Source organism: Marinobacter alkalisoli, from assembly GCF_045449855.1.
Taxonomy (GTDB): Bacteria; Pseudomonadota; Gammaproteobacteria; order Pseudomonadales; family Oleiphilaceae; genus Marinobacter.
On sequence record NZ_JBJJLC010000061.1, the window covers coordinates 17128 to 39830 of the forward strand.

Here is a 22703-nt window from a genome sequence, read left to right on the forward strand (position 1 = left end):
TTAGTTCATCACCCGGTTCACCTGCTCCACGAACGCCGCCGGCAGCACATCAATCACCGGGCGCTGGTCGCCGCTCATTTCCGGAGCCGGGGTGTTCGGTTCGGTCGCGATGATGGACGGATTCTCCGACCAGTGCAGCAGCTGCAGCTGGCCATCGGCCTGCTCCACCAGCGCGGTACAGTGCTCCACCCAATCCCCGTCGTTGCAATACAGGCCTTCGGCACTTCTGAGGAAACCGGCGGAGTGAATGTGACCACAGATAAAGCCGTCATAGTGGCCCCGCTCGGCAGCGGTCAGGGCGGCCAGTTCGAAACGGCGGATGAAGGTGCGTGCCTTGCCGATACGGCTTTTGACCCAGGCCGCCAGCGACCAGTAGGGCTTGCCGTTGAGCCGGCGCCAGGCGTTAAACCAGCGGTTGAGCCGCAGCAGGAGTCCGTGGGCACGGTCCCCCACCAATAGCATCAGCGGGCTGCAGCGCACCACCTGATCAAACTGGTCACCGTGGCAGACCAGGAATCGCCGGCCATCGGTTGTGTTGTGGACCGCTTTGTAGCGGATGTCGATACCGGAAATGGTCTGGCCACAGAAGCGACGGACAAATTCATCGTGATTGCCCGGCACATACACCACCCGGGTACCGGTCGCGGCCAGCTCCAGAAGTTTGTGGATAATTGCCTGATGGGACTCGGGAAAATGTACACGCCGCTGCATGGCAATCAGGTCAACAATGTCCCCGACCAGATAGAGGGTCTCGCAACGGACGTTGTTGAGGAAATCCAGCAGATAGTCCGCCTGACAATCCGCCGTCCCCAGGTGCACATCGGAAATGAACACGCTCCGGTAGTTCCACATTTCGTCTCCCACCCTTCAGCCATGCTGGATAGGGCTACTGTCACAAAGGTGGGTGACAGGAACATGACAGCGAGACGACGTTTTCAAGACGCCCGAGGACAGCGTGCCCCACAATCCGGAGCACGCCGCCAGCCCGGGTCAGATTAACGCAGATCCGGATTCAGGGTGTAGGTCCCGGTCACCCTGGCGCTGGCCAGCACATGGCCTGCCATGGCTTCACGCACATCGCTGCCATCGAATTCACCATCCAGGCCCAGGCTCTCAATATCCAGTGCATGGACTTCGTAGTGGTAATGGTGAAGGATCTCATCGTTCCAGGGCGGGCAGGGTCCATCATAACCGGCATAGGTGCCAGCCATATCGGGGTTTCCGGCCAGGAACTGGGTGTAGTTGTTCACCCCCCGGATACCGATCGGGCCCGGGCCGGGTGCCTTGCCCTTGGGAATGACGCCATCGCTGTCCTCACCCTCGGGAATCCGGTTTGTGGCGGCGGGAACGTCCACCAGCAACCAGTGGAAAAAGTCCACCCGCGGGATGTCCTTTGAAACCGTCTTGCCCTCCTGGTTCACATCATCCGCCACACTCGGCACGTCAGGATCAAACATCATGATCACGAAGCTCCGGGTACCTTCCGGTGCGTCTTCCCAGCTGATTTCCGGATTCCGGTTGGGGCCGAAACTCATGTGGTCTTCCTGGCTGTAGACGCCAAACGCGAATTTTTCAGGGATTGGCTGACCTTCCTCTATGCCTCGAACCTCTAGTTTCACGGTGTTGCCTCCTGTTGATGGTTGACCTTTATCTCAGTGACTGTGTCCCGAATACGTCCGTACTGTGATAAAAAGGTTTTAACAGTGGTGTTGTACGTCTGTCCAGATTAACAGACCTCACCAGTGCGAACACAGAACCGGAATCCCGGCCAGTCACACCAGCCCGAGCGACAGTCATACTGCATGTTCCACCAAGGCGAGATCATTCACCATACTCGGGATGCCCTGGGCGGCATCCTGGTGATCGACTACCGCAAACACCGAGTCCTGACCTTTGACTCGGTGTTTGAGCAAAGCAAGATTGATCGCCGCCAGCCCCACCTCCCGGTACACGAATACAACCGCGCCATGATGCTGCCGGCGGCGTTTGCCAGACCCCGGCATGTCACGGTGCTGGGACTCGGTGGCGGGGTCATGGTGAATGCGTTCCATCACTTGTACCCGGATTGCCGGATTCACGCCGTCGAGCTGAGACCGGCGGTTGTGGACGTGGCCCGGGAATTTTTCAGTTTACCCGACAGCGATCGCCTGACCATCACCATTGCCGATGCACGCAATGCCCTGGACGCCCTGCCGGACGCCGGTACCGATATGATCCTGGCGGACCTCTACAACGCCGACCGCATGAGCCCGGCCCAGGCCCAGCGTCATTTTGTGGATGAATGCAGCCGGGCCCTGACCGACAGCGGCTGGCTGGCACTGAATTACCACCGCACCCCGGATCCGGAAGGACCCTATTTTCGCCAGCTGAAAAAACACTTTGCGGTGTTGCTGATGTTCAGAAGCAAAAGCAACAACACGGTCATCTACGCCAGCAAGCGCCCCTTCGACGCCCTCCACTCAAAGGACCCGCTGCTGGCGGAGCTGGAAAAACGCCTGCCCATCAATTGGCGTAAGCTGATGACCCGGGTCAGCCGGCTGTAACCGGATCTGGGTCAGGACCATTTTTCCCGGGGCGGTTGATAATGTCTCATCTGGTCCAGCAGGGTGGCCGGATCATCTGCGGTAATGAGCATGTCGATGTAATCCTGCTTCAGGAACCCCGCCCGCTCCATGGTAGCGGCCATGGACAGCAACGGATCGTAGAAGCCATTCACATTGTAGAGCGCGCAAGGCTTGTGGTGAAAACCCAGCTGCCCCCAGGTCCAGGCCTCGAATATTTCCTCGAGGGTGCCGATACCGCCAGGTAGGGCGACAAAGCCATCCGCCAGCTCCGCCATTTTCGCCTTGCGCTCATGCATGTCCCTGACCACATGCAGTTCCGTCAAGCCGCTGTGGGCCAGCTCCCGGTCACGCAGATGCTCCGGAATCACGCCATAGACCTTGCCGCCGGACTCCAGCACCGAGTCGGCGACGATCCCCATCAGCCCGACGTGGCCGCCACCAAAAACCACATCGGCGCCGTTACGTCCGAAAAAAGTGCCCAGCTCCCGGACCTTGTTGGCATATACAGGGTCATTTCCGGTCCTGGACCCGCAATAAACCGCGATTTTCATCCAATCTCCTCACAAAGTAGCAGTCAGGTGGCTCCGAGGTCGCATTGAGCCGACCGCCGAAAACTCTAGCATGGAAGTTTAAACAACAAGAACCGCAGGAGTACCCCATGGCCGGGCGCATCGTGTTCCTTGTTGTCTGTCTGTCCCTGATGACCACGGCCCATGCGGAGCTTTCCGGGGACAGGGAGGCACTGATCCAGGAGCTGTTCCCCCCAGCAACCGTTATCCGGGACCAGTTGCCGGACTTTCCCGTATACCCGGTGTACCAGCTCCAGGAACTGCTGGGCTATGCCTATGAGTCCACCGACTTTACCCGCTTGCAGGGTTTTGCCGGCAAGCCGATCAGACTGCTGATCGGGCTGGACACCCGGGGCCGGTTCACCGGTGTCCGGGTATTGCATCACCATGAGCCGGTGTTTCTCCACGGCCTGGGTGAGGAACCACTGTTCGAGTTCACCGAGCAATATAAGGGCCGTTCACTGCGGGAGCAGATCATCGTCAGCACCTCCAATTCCCGCCGCTCGGGTCGGGATACCAGCGGCAACGTAGTGCACTTTGACGGGGTCAGCAAGGCTACGGTGTCTGTGCTGATTCTCAACGATACTGTCCTGTCTTCGGCATTGCAGGTCGCACGCAAAAAACTGGAGGGTTTCGCCCAGGCAACTCCGACACGGGCAAAGCCGGACGTCTATGAGCCGCTGTCCTGGCAGCAACTGATTGACCGGGGCTACATCGGCCATTGGCGGGTGAACGCAGCCACCATTGAAAACCGGGTCGGTCGTCCCCTGTCGGACTACTCCGGGGATCTGGAGCGGCCAGAGGGGGAACCCTTCAGCGAGCTGTATTTTGGTTACATCAACGCGCCCATTGTCGGTCGCAACCTGCTGGGCGACGATGGCTACAGACAATTGATGGCCAGGTTGGAAGACGGCGTCCAGATTCTCGCCATCCTGTCGCGGGGGAAGTTCCTGCACGTTGCGGAAGACTTCGTACCCGGAAGCCCACCGGACCGCCTGGGCCTGATCCAGAATAACCTCGCCATAGAAATCCGGGACCTCGACCTTCTGGACAGGAACCTGGAGTTTCAGGCCGTCGGAATGCCGTCCTTCGACGCCAGCAACCTGTTCCGGGTGGGTGGCAGCACAGGCTTCAACCCGGGCGCGGAAGCCGAACTGAAGCTCAATGTCGAGCTGGCACGCAATCACTTGATGATCGATCGCACGACCCTGGACATTCCCGTCCGGTTCAATGGCGACATGTTCGAGACTGTCGACATTGCCGCGTCTCCGGAAGACTCACGGGAACCGGTGTGGATCGGTCTGTGGAAGGAACGCTGGTGGCAGATCTCACTTCTGGTGGCCGGTCTTGCTGTACTCACGGTGTTTTTCGCCAGACAGAAGTCCCTCAGCCGCCACCCACGGCTGGTGCACCGGTTCCGTTGGGGCTTCTTGTTTTTCACGCTGTCCTTTATCGGTTTTTATGCCCAGGGCCAGCTCTCGGTGGTGAATATCTACACGCTGTTCCTGGCTGTCCAGGACGACTTCTCACTGGACGTATTCCTGCTGGACCCGGTGATTTTCATCCTCTGGACCTACACCTTCATCACCCTGTTTATCTGGGGGCGGGGCCTGTTCTGCGGCTGGCTTTGTCCGTTCGGAGCTCTGCAGGAAATGGCCGCCTGGCTGGGCGGGAAACTGAAATTCAGACAGGTCAGGGTGCCTGAGCACTGGCACCGCCGACTGATTCTGATCAAGTACCCTATTCTCCTGGGGCTGGTCGGCACTGCCTTCCATTCACTGACCCTGGCGGAACAACTGGCGGAAGTGGAGCCCTTCAAGACCAGCATCACCCTGTTCTTTGTCCGCTACTGGCCGTTTGTGGTGTATGCGGTGGGGCTGCTGGTGATCGGCATGTTCATCCACAAGTTCTATTGTCGGTACCTGTGCCCACTGGGCGCCGGTCTGGCGGTGCTGGGCCGGTTCCGGCTGTTCAACTGGCTGGATCGGGTCGAGCTGTGCGGCAACCCCTGCCAGCACTGCAAGAACGAGTGCGGCGTTAACGCCATCCGCAAGGATGGTCGGGTGGATTACGATGAATGTATCCAGTGCCTGGAATGTGTGGTTATTCTGCGGGACGCGGAGCAATGCGTGGACAAGCGGGTACAGAACAAGAAGCGCGAAAGGCAGGCCAATATACTGGCCACGGATGCGGGCTGAACCTGCCAGTTTGTTACTGAATCACCAATCCGGTTATCATTGAATGACTATTCAAGTACAGATGCCCGCGGATTGCAGCTATGGCCAGACATGCACGCTATGACAGAAAAACTGCCCTGGAAAAGGCCGTCGGCCTGTTCTGGGAGAAGGGCTATCACGGCAGCTCCATGAAACAGATTGAGCACGCCCTGGATATGCGCCCCGGCAGCATTTACGCCACCTTCGGCAGCAAGGACGGGCTGTTTTCGGAAGCGCTGGCCTCCTACGCAGAACAGGGCGGTCGGGAAATGGCAGCGCACCTTGAGCCGTACGATTCCATCGTGGACGGCCTTCAGGATTACCTGCGCGCTATTGCCGCCAGCTGCGGCCCCGATACAGAGGCGCCCTCACGGGCCTGCATGATCGTAAAAACCCTGCTGGAGTCCAGCAACACCCACAGTGCGCTGGCCGCCCAGGCCAACCGCATTCTTTCTGCCATTGAACATTCCCTGAAAGCCGCCCTGGAGCAGGCGAAAGGCCGGGGAGAGTTGGTCTCAACCGCGGATTGCAGTCGCCTGGCCAGGTTGCTCCAGGCCCAGATCATGGCACTGCGTGCGATGGCCGAAAGGGGCCTGACGGCGGCACAGTTACAGGCCCTGGGGGACGACATGGCCGCCATCCTTGATGGATACCGTACTCACCACTGAGCAAGCCCCGGAGACGTGACGTAAGGGGATGGGGGACATAGGTCCAATTGTACCTGCTGGCCTCTCCGCGTTAGTATTAATCCGGCTGCGTTAGCACCCTACCTTTCACAGAATCCCAGTGAGGACAGCCAAGCGTTTTGGGCCTGAGAGCGCTTGGCTCTCTTCACTTAAAGGTCTGACTGTTATGGATAATCTTCATCACATTGTCGTGGTCGGCGGTGGCGCCGGCGGTCTTGAGCTCGTCACCAGCCTGGGTAACAAGCTTGGCAAAAAACGCAGGGCGCGCATTACCCTGGTGGATGCCGGACTGACCCATGTCTGGAAACCCCTGCTCCATGAAGTGGCCTCCGGATCACTCGATGCCAGTGCCAACGAGATCAACTACCGCGCCCACGCTCAAAAGCACCATTACGAGTTCCAGCTTGGCTGCATGAGCGGACTGGATCGTGACGCCAAACAGCTGGTGATCGCGCCGTTTCATGATGAAGAAGGCGTGGAAGTGGTTCCGGAGCGTCGCATCAGCTATGACACGTTGGTGATGGCTGTCGGCAGTACCGCCAACGATTTCGGCACCCCCGGCGCCCAGGAGCACTGCCTGTTCCTGGACAGCCTGACACAGGCACGCCGTTTCCATAACCTGTTGCTCAATGCTTTCCTGCGCAAGAACCACGACGCCAATCAGGGCCAGACTCACGAACTGCCGATTACCATCATCGGTGCCGGAGCCACCGGCGTGGAACTGGCGGCGGAACTGCGCCTGGCCTCGCGGGAGTTACCGGTATTTGGCATGAACCGCCTGCAGGCATCGGATGTATCGATTTCTGTCATCGAAGCGGCGGACCGTATCCTGCCGGCACTGCCCGAACGCCTGTCCGCCGCCGCGACCCGTGAACTGGGGCGGCAAAGTGTCAAGGTCATGACCGGACAACCGGTGAGCGAAGTGCGTAAGCAGAGCATTGTGATGAAGGACGGCACCGAGCTGCCTTCGGAAATGACCATCTGGGCCGCTGGCATCAAGGCGCCTGGCTTCCTCGCGGAGCTCGACGGGCTCGAAGTGAACCGGGGCAACCAGCTGGTGGTGGAGCAGACCCTGCAAACCACCCGTGACAGCAGTATTTTTGCCCTGGGCGACTGTGCCGCCTGCCCCCAACCGGATTCCGACAGGCCGGTCCCCCCCAGGGCCCAGGCCGCCCATCAGCAAGCGGATGTATTGTTCAAGACGCTCTGTAATCGCCTGGAAAGCAAAGAGGCCATTCCCTTTGTCTACAATGATCACGGTTCACTGATCAATTTCAGCCACTACACCACCGTTGGCAACCTGATGGGTAACCTGTCCGGTCGTGGCATGTACATCGAGGGCAAGGTCGCACGCCTGTTTTACGTTTCCCTGTACCGCATGCATCAGGTCGCCCTGCACGGATTCCTGAGGACCGGCGTTATCTGGCTGATGGACAAGATCAGCCGCGCCATGCAGCCGCGGCTCAAACTGCACTAACCGGTGCTCAGCCGCTGAACCCAGTCAATCATCGGGGCGGGGTAGATACCAAGCACGAGAATCACCACGGCCAGGGCCATCAGGGTCAGGCCGCCAATGCGACTGCCCCAATCGTTGGTGACATCCCGGCGACGCATACCGGGTTCCGGCAGGTACAGGGTCACCATCACCCGCAGGTAGTAGTACAGGCCGATGGCACTGCCTGCGACAACCCCGCCCACCAGCCACCAGCGGCTGTCGGCAACGCCCAGGGCAATCACGTAGAACTTCCCGATAAAGCCCGCGGTTAACGGAATGCCCGCCAGTGACAGGAAACTGACCGTCATCACCGCCGCCAGGTAAGGCCGGCGCCAGAACAGACCCCGATATACCGGTAATCCGTCAGCATCTTCGCCGCCAAACGGACTTGAAACCAGGGTGACCACGCCGAAAGCCGCCAGGGTGGTGACCAGATAGGTGATCAGGTACACCCCCGTGGTTTCCATGGCCAGGGTATTGCTGGCGACAATCGCCACCAGCAGATAACCGAAATGGGCGATGGACGAATAGCCCAACAGCCGCTTGAGATTGGCCTGGAACAGGGCCAGAAGATTACCCCCCAACATGGTCAGCAGGGCCAGTACCGTAAACAGGGTCTGCAGCCACTCACTGCTGAAGAACGGTGCCGCCAGCACTATCCTTAACAGCACGACGAACACAGCCAGCTTGCTGACGGTGGCCAGGAAGATGGTGGCGGGCGCCGGGCCACCCTGATAAACGTCGGGTGTCCACAGGTGGAAGGGCACCACGGACAGCTTGAAACCCAGCCCCACCACCATCAGTGCAGCGCCGGCGAGCATCCAGGCATCCGGTGCCTGCACCAGCGCTCCGGCCACACCCTCCAGATCCAGGTAACCTGTGCGGGCATAGATCAGCGCCATACCAAACAGCAGGAACGCCGTTGCCGCAGCCGACAACAGCAGATACTTGATACCCGCCTCCAAAGAGCGCTCGGCGCGAAAGCTGTAAGCCAGCATGCCGTACAAGGGCATGGACAGAAGCTCCAGGCTGATAAACAGCATCGCCAGGTGGTTGCTGGCCACCAGCGCCAGGGCACCGGCAGTGGCGCACAACAGCAGCAGATAAAACTCATCCTTCGGCCCGATGTAGCCGGTCAGGTAATGATGGCTCAGGATCACCGTCACCAGCGCGGAAACCAGGATCAACGTGCCAGCCATGACCGCCAACCCATCCACCTGCATCAGAGGCGGGGAGCTTGTCGCCGGAAACGTCAGGGGCAGCGCCAACAGGCCAAAAACCAGGCCCGCCGCCGAGACCAGGGCGGTAACCGCGTGATTCCGCTGCCAGGCAACCCCGAGCATGACGATCACCGCCGTCGAAGCGACAATGATCAGGGGCAGTACCGTGACAAGGTGCGCGGTCGTCAGCATCAGCGCGCCTCCCCGGAAACCTTGGCCAGGCTTTCTCCGGCAAACAGCTCAGCAGTGGCGCCGGACAGACCGGCGGTGGCGTCCAGTAAGGGCTGGGGATAGAGCCCGACCAGAATCATCAGCGCCAGCAGGGTCAGCATCATGAAGTACTCCCGCCAATCCGGCCCCGCCAGCGCGCCCTGCCGGTACACGGGGCCGAAATGCACCCGCTGCATCAGGATCAGGGAATAGATAGCCGCAAGCACCAGCCCGGCACTGGCAATCACCACAACCACCGGGGCGGTTGGAAAGGTACCGAACAGGATCATGAATTCGCCCACGAAGTTGGCCGTTACCGGCATGCCCAGGGAGGCCGCGACGAAGCACAGGGTAAAGCCCGGCAAGACCGGCATCCGACCCCAGAGGCCACCCATGGTGCGCATATCGCGGGTATGGATGCGTTCATATATCTGCCCGCTCAAGATAAACAGACCGGCCGATGAGAAGGCGTGCGCGACCATCAGCACCACCGCACCCTGAATCGCCAGTTCCGAGCCGGAGTAGATGGCAATCAGCACAAAACCCATGTGGGAAATACTGGTGTAGGCAATCAGCCGCTTGATGTCCTGCTGGCCGCACGCCAGCACCGCGCCATAGATGATACCGATCAGGCCCAGTGTCATGGCCACCGGCGCAAAGGCCCGGGATTCTTCCGGGAACAACGGCAGGCCAAAGCGAAGCATGCCGTAAGCCGCGGTTTTCAGCAGGATGCCCGCCAGATCGACACTGCCGGCGGTCGGGGCCTGGGCATGGGCGTCTGGCAGCCAGCCATGGAAGGGTACCACCGGCAGTTTGACGGCAAATGCGACAAAAAAGCCCAGCATCAGCCAGGGCGCCATCGCCTCGGGCACGTCCGCCTGGCGCAGAACGTTATAGTTGAACGTCCACTCGCCGCTGTTACTGAAGTGGATAAACACCAGCGACAGAATCGCCACCAGCATCAACAGCCCGCTGGCCTGGGTGTATATGAAGAAACGGGTGGCAGCACGAATGCGGGTATGCCCCGGCGAGCCGCTGTGGCCCCAGAGCGCGATCAGGAAATACATAGGCACCAGCATCATTTCCCAGAACAGGAAAAACAGAAACAGGTCCAGCGCCAGGAAAACCCCCACGACACCGCCCAGGATCCACAACAGGTTCAGGTGAAAGAAACCGATGCGATGGGTGATCTCGTGCCAGGAACACAGCACGGCCAGCGCGCCGAGGAAACCGGTGAGGGCCACCAGGATCAGCGACAGGCCGTCTATGGCGAGGTGCACCTCAACGCCGAAGCGGGGAATCCAGGGCGTTCGCCATTCCAGCAGCCACTGGTTCTGGGCCCCCTGGGGGAAAGCAAAGTCCCCTGTAACCCACAGCCAGAGGCTGATCACCAGCACAAACAGCATGGTCGCCAGGGCAATCCACCGTGGCGCCTGCTCGCCCCAGCGATCCGCCTGCCAGCACAAGAGGCCGCCCAGAAAAGGAATCAGAATCAGCCAGACCAGGATCATGCGACAACCCCCGGGAGCAGTACCAGCGCCAGCAGAATCACCGTGGCACCCAGAATCATCGCTGTCGCGTAGCTCCGGACCCGGCCGTTCTGGGCCCGCACCAGCCCACCATTGAGGAGTTTGGCCAACAATGCCAGCAGGTTGAGTGTCATGTTCACCAGGTCGTACCTCAGCATCCGAACCAGATGCTGCCAGGGCCTGACCAGAAGCCGGTCATACAGGGCATCAAATCCCCAGGCCCGGTGCCACAGCGACCACAACAGGGCGCCCAGCCCCTGACCGGCCTGGCGCCGCAGCCACTGGGGCTGGGCCAGAAACAGCCAGCCCGCCGTTGCCAGACCCGCAATCACGGTGCTGATAGCCAGTATCTGGAGCAGGGTGTGACTGGCCTCGGCGCTGGCTCCGGGCGGCGCCGGGAACAGGCCGCTGAGATGCGGATAAAGCCAGGCGCCCAGGACAGTGGACAGCAGCGCCAGCACCAGTAGAGGCAGGTGGTGGGTCAACGGGTTGGTCCCCGGTTCGGCGTTACGGGCGTTGTCGCTGCCACAGTCGCCATGGAAGGTACCAATAATCAACCGTACCGTGTAAATACAGGTCAGAAACGCGCCCAGAAGGCCCGCCAGCAAAAGCCCCTGCTGGCCGGAAGCCAGCGCCTGCCAAAGAATTTCATCCTTGCTGTAGAAGCCAGCCGTCACCAGAGGCAGGGCCACCAGGGCCGCGCCGCCCACCAGAAAGCCACCATAGGCGACCGGCAGGCGCTTTCGCAGGCCGCCCAGTCTGGCCATGTCTTGCTCGTGGTGGCAACTGGTGATCACGGCACCGGCCGACAGAAACAACAGCGCCTTGAAGAAGGCGTGGGTGACCAGATGGAAAATGGCCGCGTCAAACGCCCCGACCCCGAGCGCCAGAAACATGTAGCCGATCTGGCTCATGGTGGAATAGGCCAGAATCCGCTTGATGTCGGTCTGGGCGAGAGCGGCAAACGCGGCCAGCAGCAGCGAAACAGCGCCGATCACACCGACCAGCCAGAGCACATCCGGTGCCAGCAGGAAAATGCCATTCAGCCGTGCAATCAGGTAGACCCCGGCGGTCACCATGGTGGCCGCGTGGATCAGCGCAGAAACCGGGGTCGGGCCCGCCATGGCGTCCGGCAACCAGGTATGCAGCGGCACCTGGGCCGATTTGCCCAGGGCCCCGCCGAGCACCAGCAGCGCAACCAGGCTGACAGTGGGATCTCCTGCCGACCAGACCTCGGAGGCCCGGACCATCACCTGCTGAATATTCAGGGTGCCCAGATCCCGGAAGATCAGGAACAGGCCCAGAGCCAGAAACACATCCCCGATCCGGGTCACCACAAACGCCTTGAACGCAGCTCGGCCGTTGGCTTGGTCCTGATAGTAGTAGCCGATGAGCAGGTAACTGCATAGCCCCACACCTTCCCAGCCCAGGAACAGCAGCAACAGGTTATCCCCCAGCACCAGGATCAGCATGCTGAAGACGAACAGGTTCATCCAGGCATAGAAGCGGGTGACCCCGGCATCCCCCGCCATGTACCAGGCGGCGAACAGGTGGATGAAAAAACCGACGCCGGTAATGACCGCCATCATCACCAGGGCCAGGCCATCCACCGCCAGACCGATGGTAGGCCTGAACGCCCCCGCCTCGATCCAGGTCCAGAGCGTAAAGCGCAGAGTGTCGTCGCCGCCTGCGTGGAGGGCAATCGCCCAGGCCGTTGCCAGCGCCGCCAGTCCGATACTGGCGACACCGATCACGGTGGTCAGACGGGGCCCCAGACGACCACCGGAAAACGCCAGCAACAGGGTACCGATCAGGGGAAACGTAAACGACAGAGTAACGGCTAACGCCATCATCCTCGCATCCTGCTGGCCAGATCCAGGTTCAGGGATCGCACCCGGTGGTAGAGCTGAATCATCAGTGCCAGCCCCACCGCTGCTTCAGCAGCCGCCAGGGTAATCACCAGCAGAAACATGGCCTGGCCATCGGGCTGGTTCCAGGCCGTGGCACCCACGACAAAGGCAAGGGCCGCCGCATTCAGCATGACCTCCAGGCTCATCAGTACGAACAGCATGTTCCGTCTCAGCATCAGCCCCGCCAGGCCCAGCACAAAAAGAATGGCAGCCAGGATCAGGCCGTGCTCCACCGGGATGCCCGACATCAGTGACCACTCCTGTTCCGTAATGGATTCGAACGACGCCCGACATGAGAGGCTACAATCAGAGCCCCCAGTAGCAGCAGCCCCGACAGCTCAACCACCATGAGCCAGGGCCCGAACAGGGTCAGGGCCACCGACCGTGCGGTCAGCAGGTCGCCCTCAATGACCTGTGCCATGTCACCCCGTATCAGCAGGGTCACCAGCACAGCCAGGAGGATGGCTGCCAGTATTGAGGGGCCAAGCCAGTGGCGCGGGTGGCGCCAGCCCGCGCTGTCGCTGTCTTCGTCCGGGCCCAGGTTGAGCATCATCACCACAAACACGAACAGGACCATGATGGCGCCGGCATAGACAATGATTTCCAGGGCGCCGGCAAACGGCGCGCCCAGAGCAAAAAACACCAGCGCCACGGCAATCAGCGACACAATCAGGTACACCACCGCATGCACCGGGTTCTTGCCGGTAATCACACCCACGGTGGCCAGTACCGCCACCAGCCCACTCAGATAAAATGCCAGTTCCATGGATTCTCGCCTCCCGGGTTATGGCAACAGAGACCGTACGTCCACCGGTTCCTCCTCATTCAGGGCCTGGCCCTTGTCCTTGCCTCCGATGGCCATGCCCGCCACCTTGTAGAAGTGGTAATCGTGATCCTTGCCCGGCCCGTTGATCAGCAGGTCTTCTTTCTCGTAAACCAGTTCCTGCCGGTCGTACTCGCCCATCTCGAAGTCCGGGGTCAGCTGGATCGCCGAGGTGGGACAGGCTTCCTCACACATGCCGCAGAAAATGCAGCGGGAGAAATTGATCCGGAAGAATTCCGGGTACCAGCGGCCGTCCTCCTGCTCCCCCTTCTGCAGGGAAATGCAGTCCACCGGGCAGGCCACCGCGCACAGGTTGCAGGCAACGCAGCGTTCCTCTCCGTCGGGATCGCGGGTCAGCACGATCCGGCCCCGGTAGCGGGGCGGCAGATAGACCGCCTCTTCCGGATAGTTCACGGTCTCCCGCTTGCGGAAGCTGTGCATGAACACCATTCCCAGGGTCCGCAGCTGGGTCCAGGTCGCCGGTACGAGCCACAACACGGATTTGATGAACGGGACCTTTTCTTTCTCCATGACGGAATCCTCCTCAGCCTTCGGGTGCAACCAGCAGCACCACCGCGCCGGTTGCCAGCAGATTGATCAGGGTCAGGGGCAGGCAAACCTTCCAGCCAAAGCTCATCACCCGGTCATAGCGGGGCCGCGGCAGTGAGGCCCGCAACAGGATGAACAGCACCAGGAAGAAGCCGGTTTTGATCGCAAACCAGAGCACCGGGGGTAGCCAGGGGCCGTGCCAGCCGCCAAAGAACAGGGTCACGATGAGGGCAGACACCAGCACCATGCCCACATACTCGCCGATAAAGAACAGGCCGAACTTCATGCCGGAGTATTCAATGTGATACCCGTCCGCCAGCTCCTGCTCGGCTTCGGGCTGGTCAAAGGGGTGGCGGTGAGTCACGGCAATGCCGGCAATCAGGAAGGTGCAGAAGCCAAAGAACTGGGGAATGACGAACCAGAGCCCTTCCTGGGCAGCGACAATCTCGCGCATGTTGAAGGAACCGGCCAGGGCCACCACCCCCATCAGCGACAGGCCCATGAACACCTCGTAGGAAATCGTCTGGGCTGACGAGCGCAAAGCGCCCAGCAACGCGTACTTGTTGCCACTGGCCCAGCCCCCCAGCAGCACCGCGTAAACGTTGATTCCCGCCATTGCCAGGAAAAACAGCAACCCGATATGCAGGTCCGCAATGCCCCATCCGGGCGTTATCGGTATAACGATGAACGACAGCAGCAGGGAGGCAAAGGCAATCATAGGTGCCAGCACGAACAGCGGCCGGTCCGCAAACGGTGGAATCCAGTCCTCCTTGAAGAAAATCTTGATCATGTCGGCCACCAGCTGAAAGCTGCCAAACGGACCGACCCGGTTGGGCCCGTACCGGTCCTGCCAGAGCCCCAGCAGGCGTCGTTCAACAATGGTCAGGGTGGCACCCAGCAGAACCGCACCGAGGAGAATCACCAAAGCCTGGAACATGGCCCAGAGAATTACCTGCCATTCCGGCGTCAGCCAGCTCACGGGCGCACCTCCTCACCGGTTGTCGGCATGGAACCCGGGCCGGCGGTCAGCGTGACCGGACCACCGCCGATGCCCGCCGGAACGCTGCCCCCCGGCAGGCCAACCAGCCCCCGGGGCCAGTCCGCCGGCATACCGGCCGGCAGCGTCACACAAGCATGCTTGCCGGTGACCGTGACCAGTCCGCCCAGCTCGACACCCAGTGCTTTGGCATCGGCTTGCGAAAGTAGTAGCACCGGTGGCTCCATCCGCTGACGAATGGGTTCCGCCCGGGCAGAGGTTTCCTCGCCGCCGAACAGGCGGGGCAGAACGATGGCCTGGCAATCCGTGCCGGACGGCTGAAAGGCAGCCGGAATGTCACACTCGTAGTGATAGTGGCCAGGCCGGGGGCCGAGTAACCGGATGCCCGGGTCGCCCCCGCGCAGGTGGCCGCCTACTTCATCGGTGAACTTATTCCATGCCTGGGGCGAGTTCCAGCCCGGCGCCCAGGCAAACGGCACCTGCTGATGCGGATGCCGGAAACCGCTATAGCCCTCCATGGAAAAGGCAAGTGCGGTGTCCGGATCCTGGGACACCCGGGGCTCACTGACACTCCGGTTTGCCCTCATGGAGGTCCGGCCACTGTAACGGTGCGGCTCCCGGGCCAGCCGTAGCCCCTCGATCCGGAAACTGGCATCGGGAGCAGCAGCGGTAATCATCGCCAGGTCCGGACAGGCCCGGCTGCAAGCAGACGTCACCTGGTCCAGGGTAATCTCCCCCGGAGTATCGCCGTTCAACTTGGCCGAGAGGCCGTGCAGCCAGCGCCAGCTCTCGTGAATCCGGGCTTCCGGGCGGAGATAGCCTGGCTCGAACACCTGGAAGAAGCGCTGAGCCCGTCCTTCCAGGCTGACCAGGGTGCCATCACCTTCGGCAAAGCTCGCCGCTGGCAGCGAGAAGCTTGCCCGGTTCAGCGTCCGGGTGCGCTGATGGTCCAGCACCACCAGCGTCTGGACGTTGGCCAGGGCAGCGTCGACCCGGGCTTCCGGCAGGCGCTGATAAAGGTCGTTCTCCAGGATGACTGCGGCATCGGCGTTTCCGTCTGCCAGCTGATCAAGCGCCCATTCCAGGGGCTGTCCGCCCAACAGGGACAGGCCCGTGCTGTTCACTTCCCGGCGAACGAATAACAGCCCGCCCTGCCTGGTCCGCCGGGCGAGCGCCCGGGCAATGTTGCCGGCGGCCCGGATAATGGCCGGAGAACCCAGGGCACCGCCGCTGACCACCAGCGGCCGTTCAGCGGCCATCAGCGCGCTGGCAATCTCTGAGGCCCGCAACCGCAGCGCCTGCTCCAGGTCAGGAACATCCGGTGCCGTCGGATCGATGACGTGGGCCACCGCAAATCCGAGCCGGGCGATGTCGTCGGGCGCGAGCGCCAGCCGTTTCCGGGCAAGGGGATCCAGCTCGGTTTCGGCCGGATAGGCAATGAACAACGGCTGGCGATGGTTTTGGGCCAGGGTTTTCATGGCTTCGGCATTCCATTGGGGGATTCCCAGCTTTGCCGCGTGTTCCACCTGTGGCGCGGTGATTGCCTGGCGGATGGCAAGGCCGAGCCGCGCCGCGCTCTCCATGGGGTCTTCCCCGAGCAGGAGCACGGCATCATGCCCTTCAACCTCCCGCAATGTGGGCGCAGGCAGTCCGCAACTTCGGCCCAGTTCCTCCATCAGACCGAGGCAGATCTGCTCACCCGTACTGATGCCTGTGGAAAAGTTTGCCTCACCGACCAGTTCCCGAAGCTGGTGATTGCTTTCCAGGCTGGCCCGGGGCGAGCCAATACCAATAATCCGACCGGCGTGGCGCAAGGCCTCCGTAATCCGGGCCAGGGCCGAATCCACCCCCAGTGTTTCCCGCTCCTGCCCCGGCGAGGAACAGAACTCCGGCATGCGGGGCCGGTCCTGCCGGTTCACATAGCCGTAGCCGAAGCGGCCGAGATCACACAGGAAAAACCCGTTCACCTCACCGTGGTAGCGGTTTTCAATTCGCCGGATATCGCCATAGCGTTCGCCCGGGCTGATGTTGCACCCCACCGCGCACTGGTGACAGATACCCGGGGCGAATTGCAGGTCCCACTTGCGGGCGTAATGGTCGGAATGACTCTGGTCGGTGAACACGCCGGTGGGACAGACTTCTGTCAGGTTACCGGCAAACCGGCTTTCCAGAGTGCCCTCTTCATAGCGACCGAAATAGATGTTGTCCTTGGCTCCGAACGCGCCCAGGTCGGTGGCGCCGGCGTAGTCGTTGTAAAAGCGCACACAGCGGTAACAGGTGATACACCGGTTCATCTCGTGGGCGATGAACGGCCCCAGATACTGGTTACGACGGGTGCGTTTTCGGAACCGGTATCGGCGGCGATCGTGGCCGGTCATCACGGTCATGTCCTGCAGGTGGCAGTGGCCGCCTTCCTCGCAGACCGGGCAGTCGTGGGGGTGGTTGATCATCAGCCATTCCACCACGCTGGCCCGGAAAGCCCGGGCTTCCCCATCCTCAATATCAATGCGGGTGCCGTCCGCCGCCTGGGTCATACAGGACATCACCAGCATGCCCTTGTCGTCCTCGCTGTCCCTGTACTGGCGCACGGCGCACTGGCGGCAGGCGCCGACACTGCCCATGGCCGGGTGCCAGCAGAAATAGGGAATGTCGAGGCCCAGGGACAGGCAGGCCTGGAGCAGGTTGTCTGCCCCGTTAACCTCGTAGCTCTGGCCGTCCACGTGAATGGTTGCCATGGCGCCCGTTTACTCCCTGTTGCCCATCAACGATCGATTCATACTTCCCCCACCGGTATTGGATCCGCATGGGCCTTGCCCTTCGGGTAGCGAACGCCCTGCTCGAATTCGTGCCGGAAATGCCGGAGCGCGGTCTGCAGGGGCATGGCCGCACCCGGGGCGTGAGCACAAAAGGTCAGCCCCGGGCCGCAGTCCGCCGCCAGCTTGTCCAGCAGTTCCACATCGCCGACCTCGCCTTCGCCCCGCTCCAGAGCCAGCAACAACTTCACCGCCCACGGCAGGCCTTCGCGGCAGGGCGTGCACCAGCCACAGGATTCCCGGGCAAAGAACTCCTCCAGATTGCGCATCAGCGACACCATGCTCTGATCCTCGGTCACCACGGTGATCAGGCCGGTACCGAGGCGACTGCCTTCCTTGCCCACGGTGCCGAAATCCAGCGGCAGGTCCAGATGCTCCGGCAACAGGAACCCGGTGCTGGCACCGCCTGGCAGCCAGGCCTTGAGTTTTCGGTCGTCCCGCAGCCCCCCGGCCAGTTCCAGGATCTCCCGACCGGTGGTGCCGATGGGCAACTCCCAAAGACCGGGCCGGTACACCAGCCCCGAGGCGCCGTACAGTTTGGTGCCACCATCCTCGGTGCGATCCCCCGATAGCCCCTGGTACCAGTCGGCACCCCGCAACATGACCGCAGGTACGTTGCAGAGGGTTTCCACATTGTTAACCACCGTTGGTTTGCCCCAGGCGCCAGACTGGCCGGGGAACGGAGGCTTGGCCCTGGGATTGGCCCGATGGCCTTCCAGCGAGTTGAGCAGGGCGGTTTCCTCTCCGCAGATGTAGCGCCCGGCACCGGTGTGCAGGGCAATGTCAAAATCAAAGCCACTGCCGGCGATGTCCGGACCGAGCCAGCCGGCCTCACGAGCCTCAGCCAGGGCCACCGTCAGAACCCGGGCTGATTCCACGTACTCCCCGCGCAGAAAGATGTAGCCATAACGGGCGTTGTTGGCGAAGGCCGCCAGAATCATGCCCTCAATCAACAAATGCGGCTGCTGCTCCATGAGCAGGCGGTCCTTGAAGGTGCCCGGCTCCATCTCATCGGCATTGCAGACGATATACCCCCGGGGCATGCCGGCACCCTGCATGGTGAGGCTCCATTTCAGGCCGGCGGAAAAGCCGGCACCACCGCGGCCCCGGACATTGGCCTCTTTTATGGCTGCAATGACCGCCTGGGGATCCCCGGCATCCAGTACCAGCCGAACGGTCTCGTAGCCTTGCTTCGATTCATAGTCTTTCAGGTCCACCATCTGGCCGTCGTCCCGAAGCCGCCAGGTCAGCGGGTGGCTGTCCGGCGTGCGCTCCGAGGCAGGCTGGAGCAAGCGGCTGCGATAGACCGGAGACTGGCGCTGACTGTTCACGGATAGCCCTCCAATAGACCCGGAAGGTCGTCGGCACTTACCGGGCCGTAGACGTCATCATCAATCATCAGGGCAGGCCCGCCATCGCAGGCACCCAGACAGCACACCGGAAGCAGGGTGAAGCGGCCATCGGCCGTGGTTTCACCCAATTCGATGCCGAGCCTGCCGCTCAGGCCCTGCCGGAGCTGGTCAGCCCCGGTCAGGAAACAGGAACTGCTGTCGCAAACCAGGATCACATGGCGTCCCACCGGCTGCCGGAATATCAGGCTGTAAAAGGTGGCCACGCCCTCAACGCTGGCCGGTCCCACACCCAATACCCGGGCAATGGCCGGGATCGCGTCATCCGGCACCCAGCCATGGCGACGCTGGACTATCTTCAGCGCCTCAATGCAGGCCGCCTGGGGCTGCTCGTAGTGACTGGCCTCGGCGCGCATGGCAGCCTCATCCTCCGGGTGCAGCCGGAAGCCGTCAGTAGTGATGGTCTGTGGGGTCGGAGTCGGTTCCATCATCAGCGGTCCACGTCGGCCATTACGAAATCAATACTACCCAGGTGGGCGATCAGGTCCGGCACGAAGCCGCCACGCATCACACTGGGAATCTGCTGAAGGTGCGGGAAACTGGGCGTTCGTATCCGGGTCCGGTAACTGATGGTGTTGCCATCACTGGTCAGGTAGTAACTGTTGATGCCCTTGGTGGCCTCCACCATCTGCATCGATTCCTGGGGTTTGAGCACTGGCCCCCAGGACACCTGCAGGAAGTGGGTGATCAGGGTTTCAATATGTTCCAGCATGCGCTCACGGGGCGGCGGTGTGGTGAGCGGATGGTCCGCCTTGAAGTCGCCCGACGGCATGTGGTCCACGCATTGCTGGATAATCCGCAAGCTCTGTCGCATTTCTTCGATACGCAGCTGCCCCCGGTCAAAGACGTCGCCCCGGTGCCCCAACGGCACCTCGAACTCGAAGTTGTCGTAACCGGAATAGGGCCGTTGTTTGCGCAGATCGAAGTTGCATCCTGTGGCCCGAAGGTTCGGGCCGGTGACCCCCCAGGCCAAGGCCTCGGCCGTGTCAAAAGCAGCTATGTTCCGCGTCCTTTCCCGGACCAGGGCGTTCTCCATCATGGCCCGCTCGTACTCCCGCAGGCGCGCCGGCATCCAGTCCAGAAACTCCTGGACCAGTTGTTCCCAGCCCTGGGGCAAATCCTGCATCACCCCGCCGATGCGATACCAGGCCGGGTGCATGCGAAAACCGGTGATGCCCTCGATCACCTTGTAGCCCCGCTGGCGGTCGCTGAAAGTGAAGAACACCGGCGTCATGGCTCCGAGGTCCTGCAGGTAGGTACCGAGGAACAGCAGATGGCTGGTAATACGGAACATTTCCGCCATCATCACCCGGATGGTTTTCACCCGGTCCGGTACCTCGATGCCGGCCAGCTTTTCCACCGCCAGCACGTAAGGCAGGTTGTTCATCACTCCCCCGGTGTAATCGATTCGGTCGGTGTAGGGAATGAAGCTGTGCCAGGACTGGCGCTCGGCCATTTTCTCCGCGCCCCGGTGGTGATAGCCGATGTCCGGCACGCAGTCGACGATTTCCTCGCCGTCCAGTTGCAGCACGATGCGAAAGGCGCCGTGGGCGGACGGGTGGTTGGGCCCGAGGTTCAGGAACATGAACTCGGCCCCGTCCCTCTCCCGCGCCATGCCCCAGGCCTCGGGCACGAACTGGAGCGCTTCCTGCTCGGTCTGCTGGCCTTCCACCGTCAATGTGTAGGGATCAAACTCCGTGGCCCGGGCGGGGTAATCCTTGCGCAGCGGGTGGCCGGTCCAGGTCGGCGGCATCAGGATGCGCTCAAGGTGCGGATGGCCGGCAAAGTTGATACCGAACATGTCCCACACTTCCCGCTCGTACCAGTTGGCGGACGGAAACACCCCGGTGGCGGTGGGCAGACTCAGGTCCTCCTCGTTCAGGGCCACCTTGAGCATGATGTCGCGGTTCCGGGCTATCGACATCAACTGATAGAACACCGTGAAATCCGAATCCGGCAGGCCCTGGCGGTGGCCGCGCAGGCGTTCGTCGGTCGCCGACAGGTCGTACAGCAGATCGAAGGGAGCATCCAGGCTCTTCAGATAGCCCAGTATATCGGTCAGGGCCGCCCGCAAAACCCAGAGCACAGGCATGCCGGTGCGGGTCTGCTGGCAGTGCAGCACACCCTCGCCAAAGTCCCGCTGCAGGGCTTCGACTATCTCACCGTCGGCATTTTCTGCGCTATTGCTCATGCTCGTGGCTTGACTCCTGATCATCAGTTGTAAACGACGGCAAGCGGCTTTATAGCTTGTCGGGGCTCCTCAATTCCGTGGCCTGGATACGCTGGTCCCGCCATTTCTCCCGCTGCGACGGCATCTCGGCCCGGTATACACCCTGGTCACCCACCACCCAGGAAAGCGGTCGCCGTTCTTCCTGGATGGCGTCCTGCAGCAGCTGGAGACCCTGCAAAAACGCCTCCGGGCGTGGCGGGCATCCGGGCACGTAGACATCCACCGGCAGGAATTTGTCCACCCCCTGAACCACCGAGTAGATGTCATACATACCGCCGGAGTTGGCGCATGAGCCCATGGAAATCACCCATTTCGGCTCCAGCATCTGGTCGTAAAGCTGCTGGATAACCGGAGCCATCTTGATGAAACAGGTGCCGGCAATCACCATGAAGTCCGCCTGCCTGGGCGACGCCCGGATCACCTCCGAGCCGAACCGGGCAATATCGTGGGGCGAAGTAAACGCGGTGGTCATCTCCACGTAGCAACAGGACAACCCAAAGTTGTAGGGCCATAAAGAGTTTTTCCGGCCCCAGTTCACCGCTGAGTTGAGCACCTCACTGAGCTTGCCGGTAAACACATTGCGCTCGAGTTGCTGTTTCACCGGATCCTCGGTTTTTTCCCGACGATCAACCGGGTAACGGGTGTCGCCTCCCGTCGGATCCTCAGCCCGGGTCAGGGTATAGGCCATGGATACCTCCATTGATGTTCACACCGCCCTCACGACCTGGCACCCAAAAGGCCAGGAGCTTCAGCGGATATGTGGCTAATCGCCGGTTTTGTCTGCCGGCCCGGCTTGCGGGGCCCAGTCCAGGGCACCGGTGCGGCTGTCATAGACGAGACCGGCCAGCAAGATAAAGATGAACACGGCAGCACCCCAGAACCCGGTCCAGCCGACATCACGGATAACAATCGCCCAGGCAAACAGGAATACCGCCTCAATGTCGAAGATCACAAACAGCATGGCAACCAGATAGAACTTGACGGAAAAACGCTGGCGCGCGCTGCCGGCACCGACAATACCGGACTCAAACGGAATGGATTTGCTTATGCCGCGGCTGCGCCCGCCAAGAACACTCGACACACCCACCATAAAGGCGCAAAGACCGGCCACCGCTACGATGAAAAACCCCGTGGCCCAGTATTCGGCAATGCCATTCGCCACGTTTTCCAACATGTGCTTCCCTCTCAACTGGCAGACAACGGCTGTTTTTTCCAACACCTCCTGTAAAACCTAGCAACAGCCTCCGGATTGCACAAACACAGCCGGGTGCCCGACTGGCACACAAAACGGTTTGTTACAAAATGGACGACAACAGCTTACAATAAAGCCAAAAGCTTATAATTATTTGTTTTTACAAGAGAAACCGAATATGGAAGGATAAGTGAGTGCGGAAAGCGTGGAATGGAGCGGGTGAAGGGAATCGAACCCTCGTATGCAGCTTGGGAAGCTGCCGTTCTACCATTGAACTACACCCGCAAGACG

The 22703-nt window shown here is 61.3% G+C and carries 20 protein-coding genes and 1 tRNA gene; 4 read left to right on the top strand and 17 right to left on the bottom strand.

The annotated features are described in order from the left end of the window. The gene (locus tag ACJO5Y_RS20225; RefSeq protein WP_406989682.1) at positions 1 to 852 is read right to left on the bottom strand and encodes a UDP-2,3-diacylglucosamine diphosphatase; all 852 of its coding nucleotides are present in this window, start codon (positions 850 to 852) and stop codon (positions 1 to 3) included. Positions 853 to 995: 143 nt separating this feature from the next. After that, positions 996 to 1619 carry a YbhB/YbcL family Raf kinase inhibitor-like protein gene (locus tag ACJO5Y_RS20230; protein ID WP_406989684.1) on the bottom strand — a complete coding sequence of 208 codons (624 nt, stop codon included), beginning with the start codon at positions 1617 to 1619 and terminating at the stop codon, positions 996 to 998. A 183-nt stretch (positions 1620 to 1802) separates the two neighbouring features. On the opposite strand from ACJO5Y_RS20230, the gene ACJO5Y_RS20235 reads away from it, so the two are divergent. Then, positions 1803 to 2543 (top strand): spermidine synthase, encoded by a 741-nt coding sequence (locus tag ACJO5Y_RS20235; protein ID WP_406989755.1) that lies wholly within the window; start codon positions 1803 to 1805, stop codon positions 2541 to 2543. Positions 2544 to 2554: 11 nt separating this feature from the next. Here ACJO5Y_RS20235 and ACJO5Y_RS20240 read toward each other — a convergent pair whose 3' ends face one another. Further along, positions 2555 to 3115, bottom strand: coding sequence for an LOG family protein (locus tag ACJO5Y_RS20240; protein WP_406989685.1), 561 nt, complete (start codon positions 3113 to 3115; stop codon positions 2555 to 2557). 107 nt (positions 3116 to 3222) lie between these two features. Here ACJO5Y_RS20240 and ACJO5Y_RS20245 point away from each other — a divergent pair, with 107 nt between their 5' ends. The 3 genes from ACJO5Y_RS20245 (at position 3223) to ACJO5Y_RS20255 (ending at position 7512) form a co-directional block, all read left to right on the top strand. Continuing rightward, positions 3223 to 5331, top strand: coding sequence for a 4Fe-4S binding protein (locus tag ACJO5Y_RS20245; protein ID WP_406989686.1), 2109 nt, complete (start codon positions 3223 to 3225; stop codon positions 5329 to 5331). Positions 5332 to 5411: 80 nt separating this feature from the next. Then, on the top strand, positions 5412 to 6017 hold the full coding sequence (locus tag ACJO5Y_RS20250; RefSeq protein WP_406989688.1) for a TetR/AcrR family transcriptional regulator: 606 nt from the start codon (positions 5412 to 5414) through the stop codon (positions 6015 to 6017). A gap of 184 nt (positions 6018 to 6201) precedes the next feature. Further along, positions 6202 to 7512, top strand: a complete 1311-nt coding sequence (locus tag ACJO5Y_RS20255; RefSeq protein WP_406989689.1) for an NAD(P)/FAD-dependent oxidoreductase — start codon at positions 6202 to 6204, stop codon at positions 7510 to 7512. On the opposite strand, the gene nuoN is transcribed toward ACJO5Y_RS20255, so the two are convergent. The 14 genes from nuoN to ACJO5Y_RS20325 all read right to left on the bottom strand — a co-directional run bounded on the left by nuoN (position 7509) and on the right by ACJO5Y_RS20325 (position 22697). Next, positions 7509 to 8945 (bottom strand): NADH-quinone oxidoreductase subunit NuoN, encoded by a 1437-nt coding sequence (gene nuoN, locus ACJO5Y_RS20260; protein WP_406989756.1) that lies wholly within the window; start codon positions 8943 to 8945, stop codon positions 7509 to 7511. The genes ACJO5Y_RS20255 and nuoN overlap by 4 nt on opposite strands. Next, positions 8942 to 10471, bottom strand: coding sequence for an NADH-quinone oxidoreductase subunit M (gene nuoM / locus ACJO5Y_RS20265; protein ID WP_406989690.1), 1530 nt, complete (start codon positions 10469 to 10471; stop codon positions 8942 to 8944). The genes nuoN and nuoM overlap by 4 nt, the downstream gene beginning before the upstream one ends. Beyond that, positions 10468 to 12342, bottom strand: coding sequence for an NADH-quinone oxidoreductase subunit L (nuoL, locus tag ACJO5Y_RS20270; protein WP_406989691.1), 1875 nt, complete (start codon positions 12340 to 12342; stop codon positions 10468 to 10470). The genes nuoM and nuoL overlap by 4 nt, the downstream gene beginning before the upstream one ends. Continuing rightward, positions 12339 to 12647, bottom strand: coding sequence for an NADH-quinone oxidoreductase subunit NuoK (nuoK, locus tag ACJO5Y_RS20275; RefSeq protein ID WP_406989693.1), 309 nt, complete (start codon positions 12645 to 12647; stop codon positions 12339 to 12341). Before nuoK ends, nuoL begins: the two co-directional genes overlap by 4 nt. Then, a complete protein-coding gene (nuoJ, locus tag ACJO5Y_RS20280) occupies positions 12647 to 13165 on the bottom strand; it encodes an NADH-quinone oxidoreductase subunit J (RefSeq protein WP_406989695.1) in 519 nt (172 codons plus the stop codon). Before nuoJ ends, nuoK begins: the two co-directional genes overlap by 1 nt. 18 nt (positions 13166 to 13183) lie before the next feature. Continuing rightward, complete coding sequence (gene nuoI, locus ACJO5Y_RS20285; RefSeq protein ID WP_297797466.1) at positions 13184 to 13753, bottom strand: NADH-quinone oxidoreductase subunit NuoI; 570 nt, start codon at positions 13751 to 13753, stop codon at positions 13184 to 13186. Positions 13754 to 13766: 13 nt separating this feature from the next. Next, entirely contained in the window at positions 13767 to 14750 is a 984-nt protein-coding gene (gene nuoH, locus ACJO5Y_RS20290; protein WP_406989697.1) for an NADH-quinone oxidoreductase subunit NuoH, read from the bottom strand. Next, positions 14747 to 17503, bottom strand: coding sequence for an NADH-quinone oxidoreductase subunit NuoG (nuoG, locus tag ACJO5Y_RS20295; protein ID WP_406989699.1), 2757 nt, complete (start codon positions 17501 to 17503; stop codon positions 14747 to 14749). Before nuoG ends, nuoH begins: the two co-directional genes overlap by 4 nt. Before the next feature lie 38 nt (positions 17504 to 17541). Continuing rightward, entirely contained in the window at positions 17542 to 18912 is a 1371-nt protein-coding gene (nuoF, locus tag ACJO5Y_RS20300) for an NADH-quinone oxidoreductase subunit NuoF (RefSeq protein ID WP_406989700.1), read from the bottom strand. After that, complete coding sequence (nuoE, locus tag ACJO5Y_RS20305; protein WP_406989702.1) at positions 18909 to 19421, bottom strand: NADH-quinone oxidoreductase subunit NuoE; 513 nt, start codon at positions 19419 to 19421, stop codon at positions 18909 to 18911. Before nuoE ends, nuoF begins: the two co-directional genes overlap by 4 nt. Further along, on the bottom strand, positions 19421 to 21181 hold the full coding sequence (gene nuoC / locus ACJO5Y_RS20310) for an NADH-quinone oxidoreductase subunit C/D (RefSeq protein ID WP_406989704.1): 1761 nt from the start codon (positions 21179 to 21181) through the stop codon (positions 19421 to 19423). The genes nuoE and nuoC overlap by 1 nt, the downstream gene beginning before the upstream one ends. 49 nt (positions 21182 to 21230) lie before the next feature. Continuing rightward, positions 21231 to 21908, bottom strand: coding sequence for a NuoB/complex I 20 kDa subunit family protein (locus tag ACJO5Y_RS20315; protein ID WP_406989705.1), 678 nt, complete (start codon positions 21906 to 21908; stop codon positions 21231 to 21233). A gap of 75 nt (positions 21909 to 21983) precedes the next feature. After that, a complete protein-coding gene (ndhC, locus tag ACJO5Y_RS20320) occupies positions 21984 to 22394 on the bottom strand; it encodes an NADH-quinone oxidoreductase subunit A (RefSeq protein WP_406989707.1) in 411 nt (136 codons plus the stop codon). 229 nt (positions 22395 to 22623) lie between these two features. Beyond that, positions 22624 to 22697 (bottom strand) — tRNA-Gly (locus tag ACJO5Y_RS20325). Between the last annotated feature and the right edge of the window lie 6 nt (positions 22698 to 22703).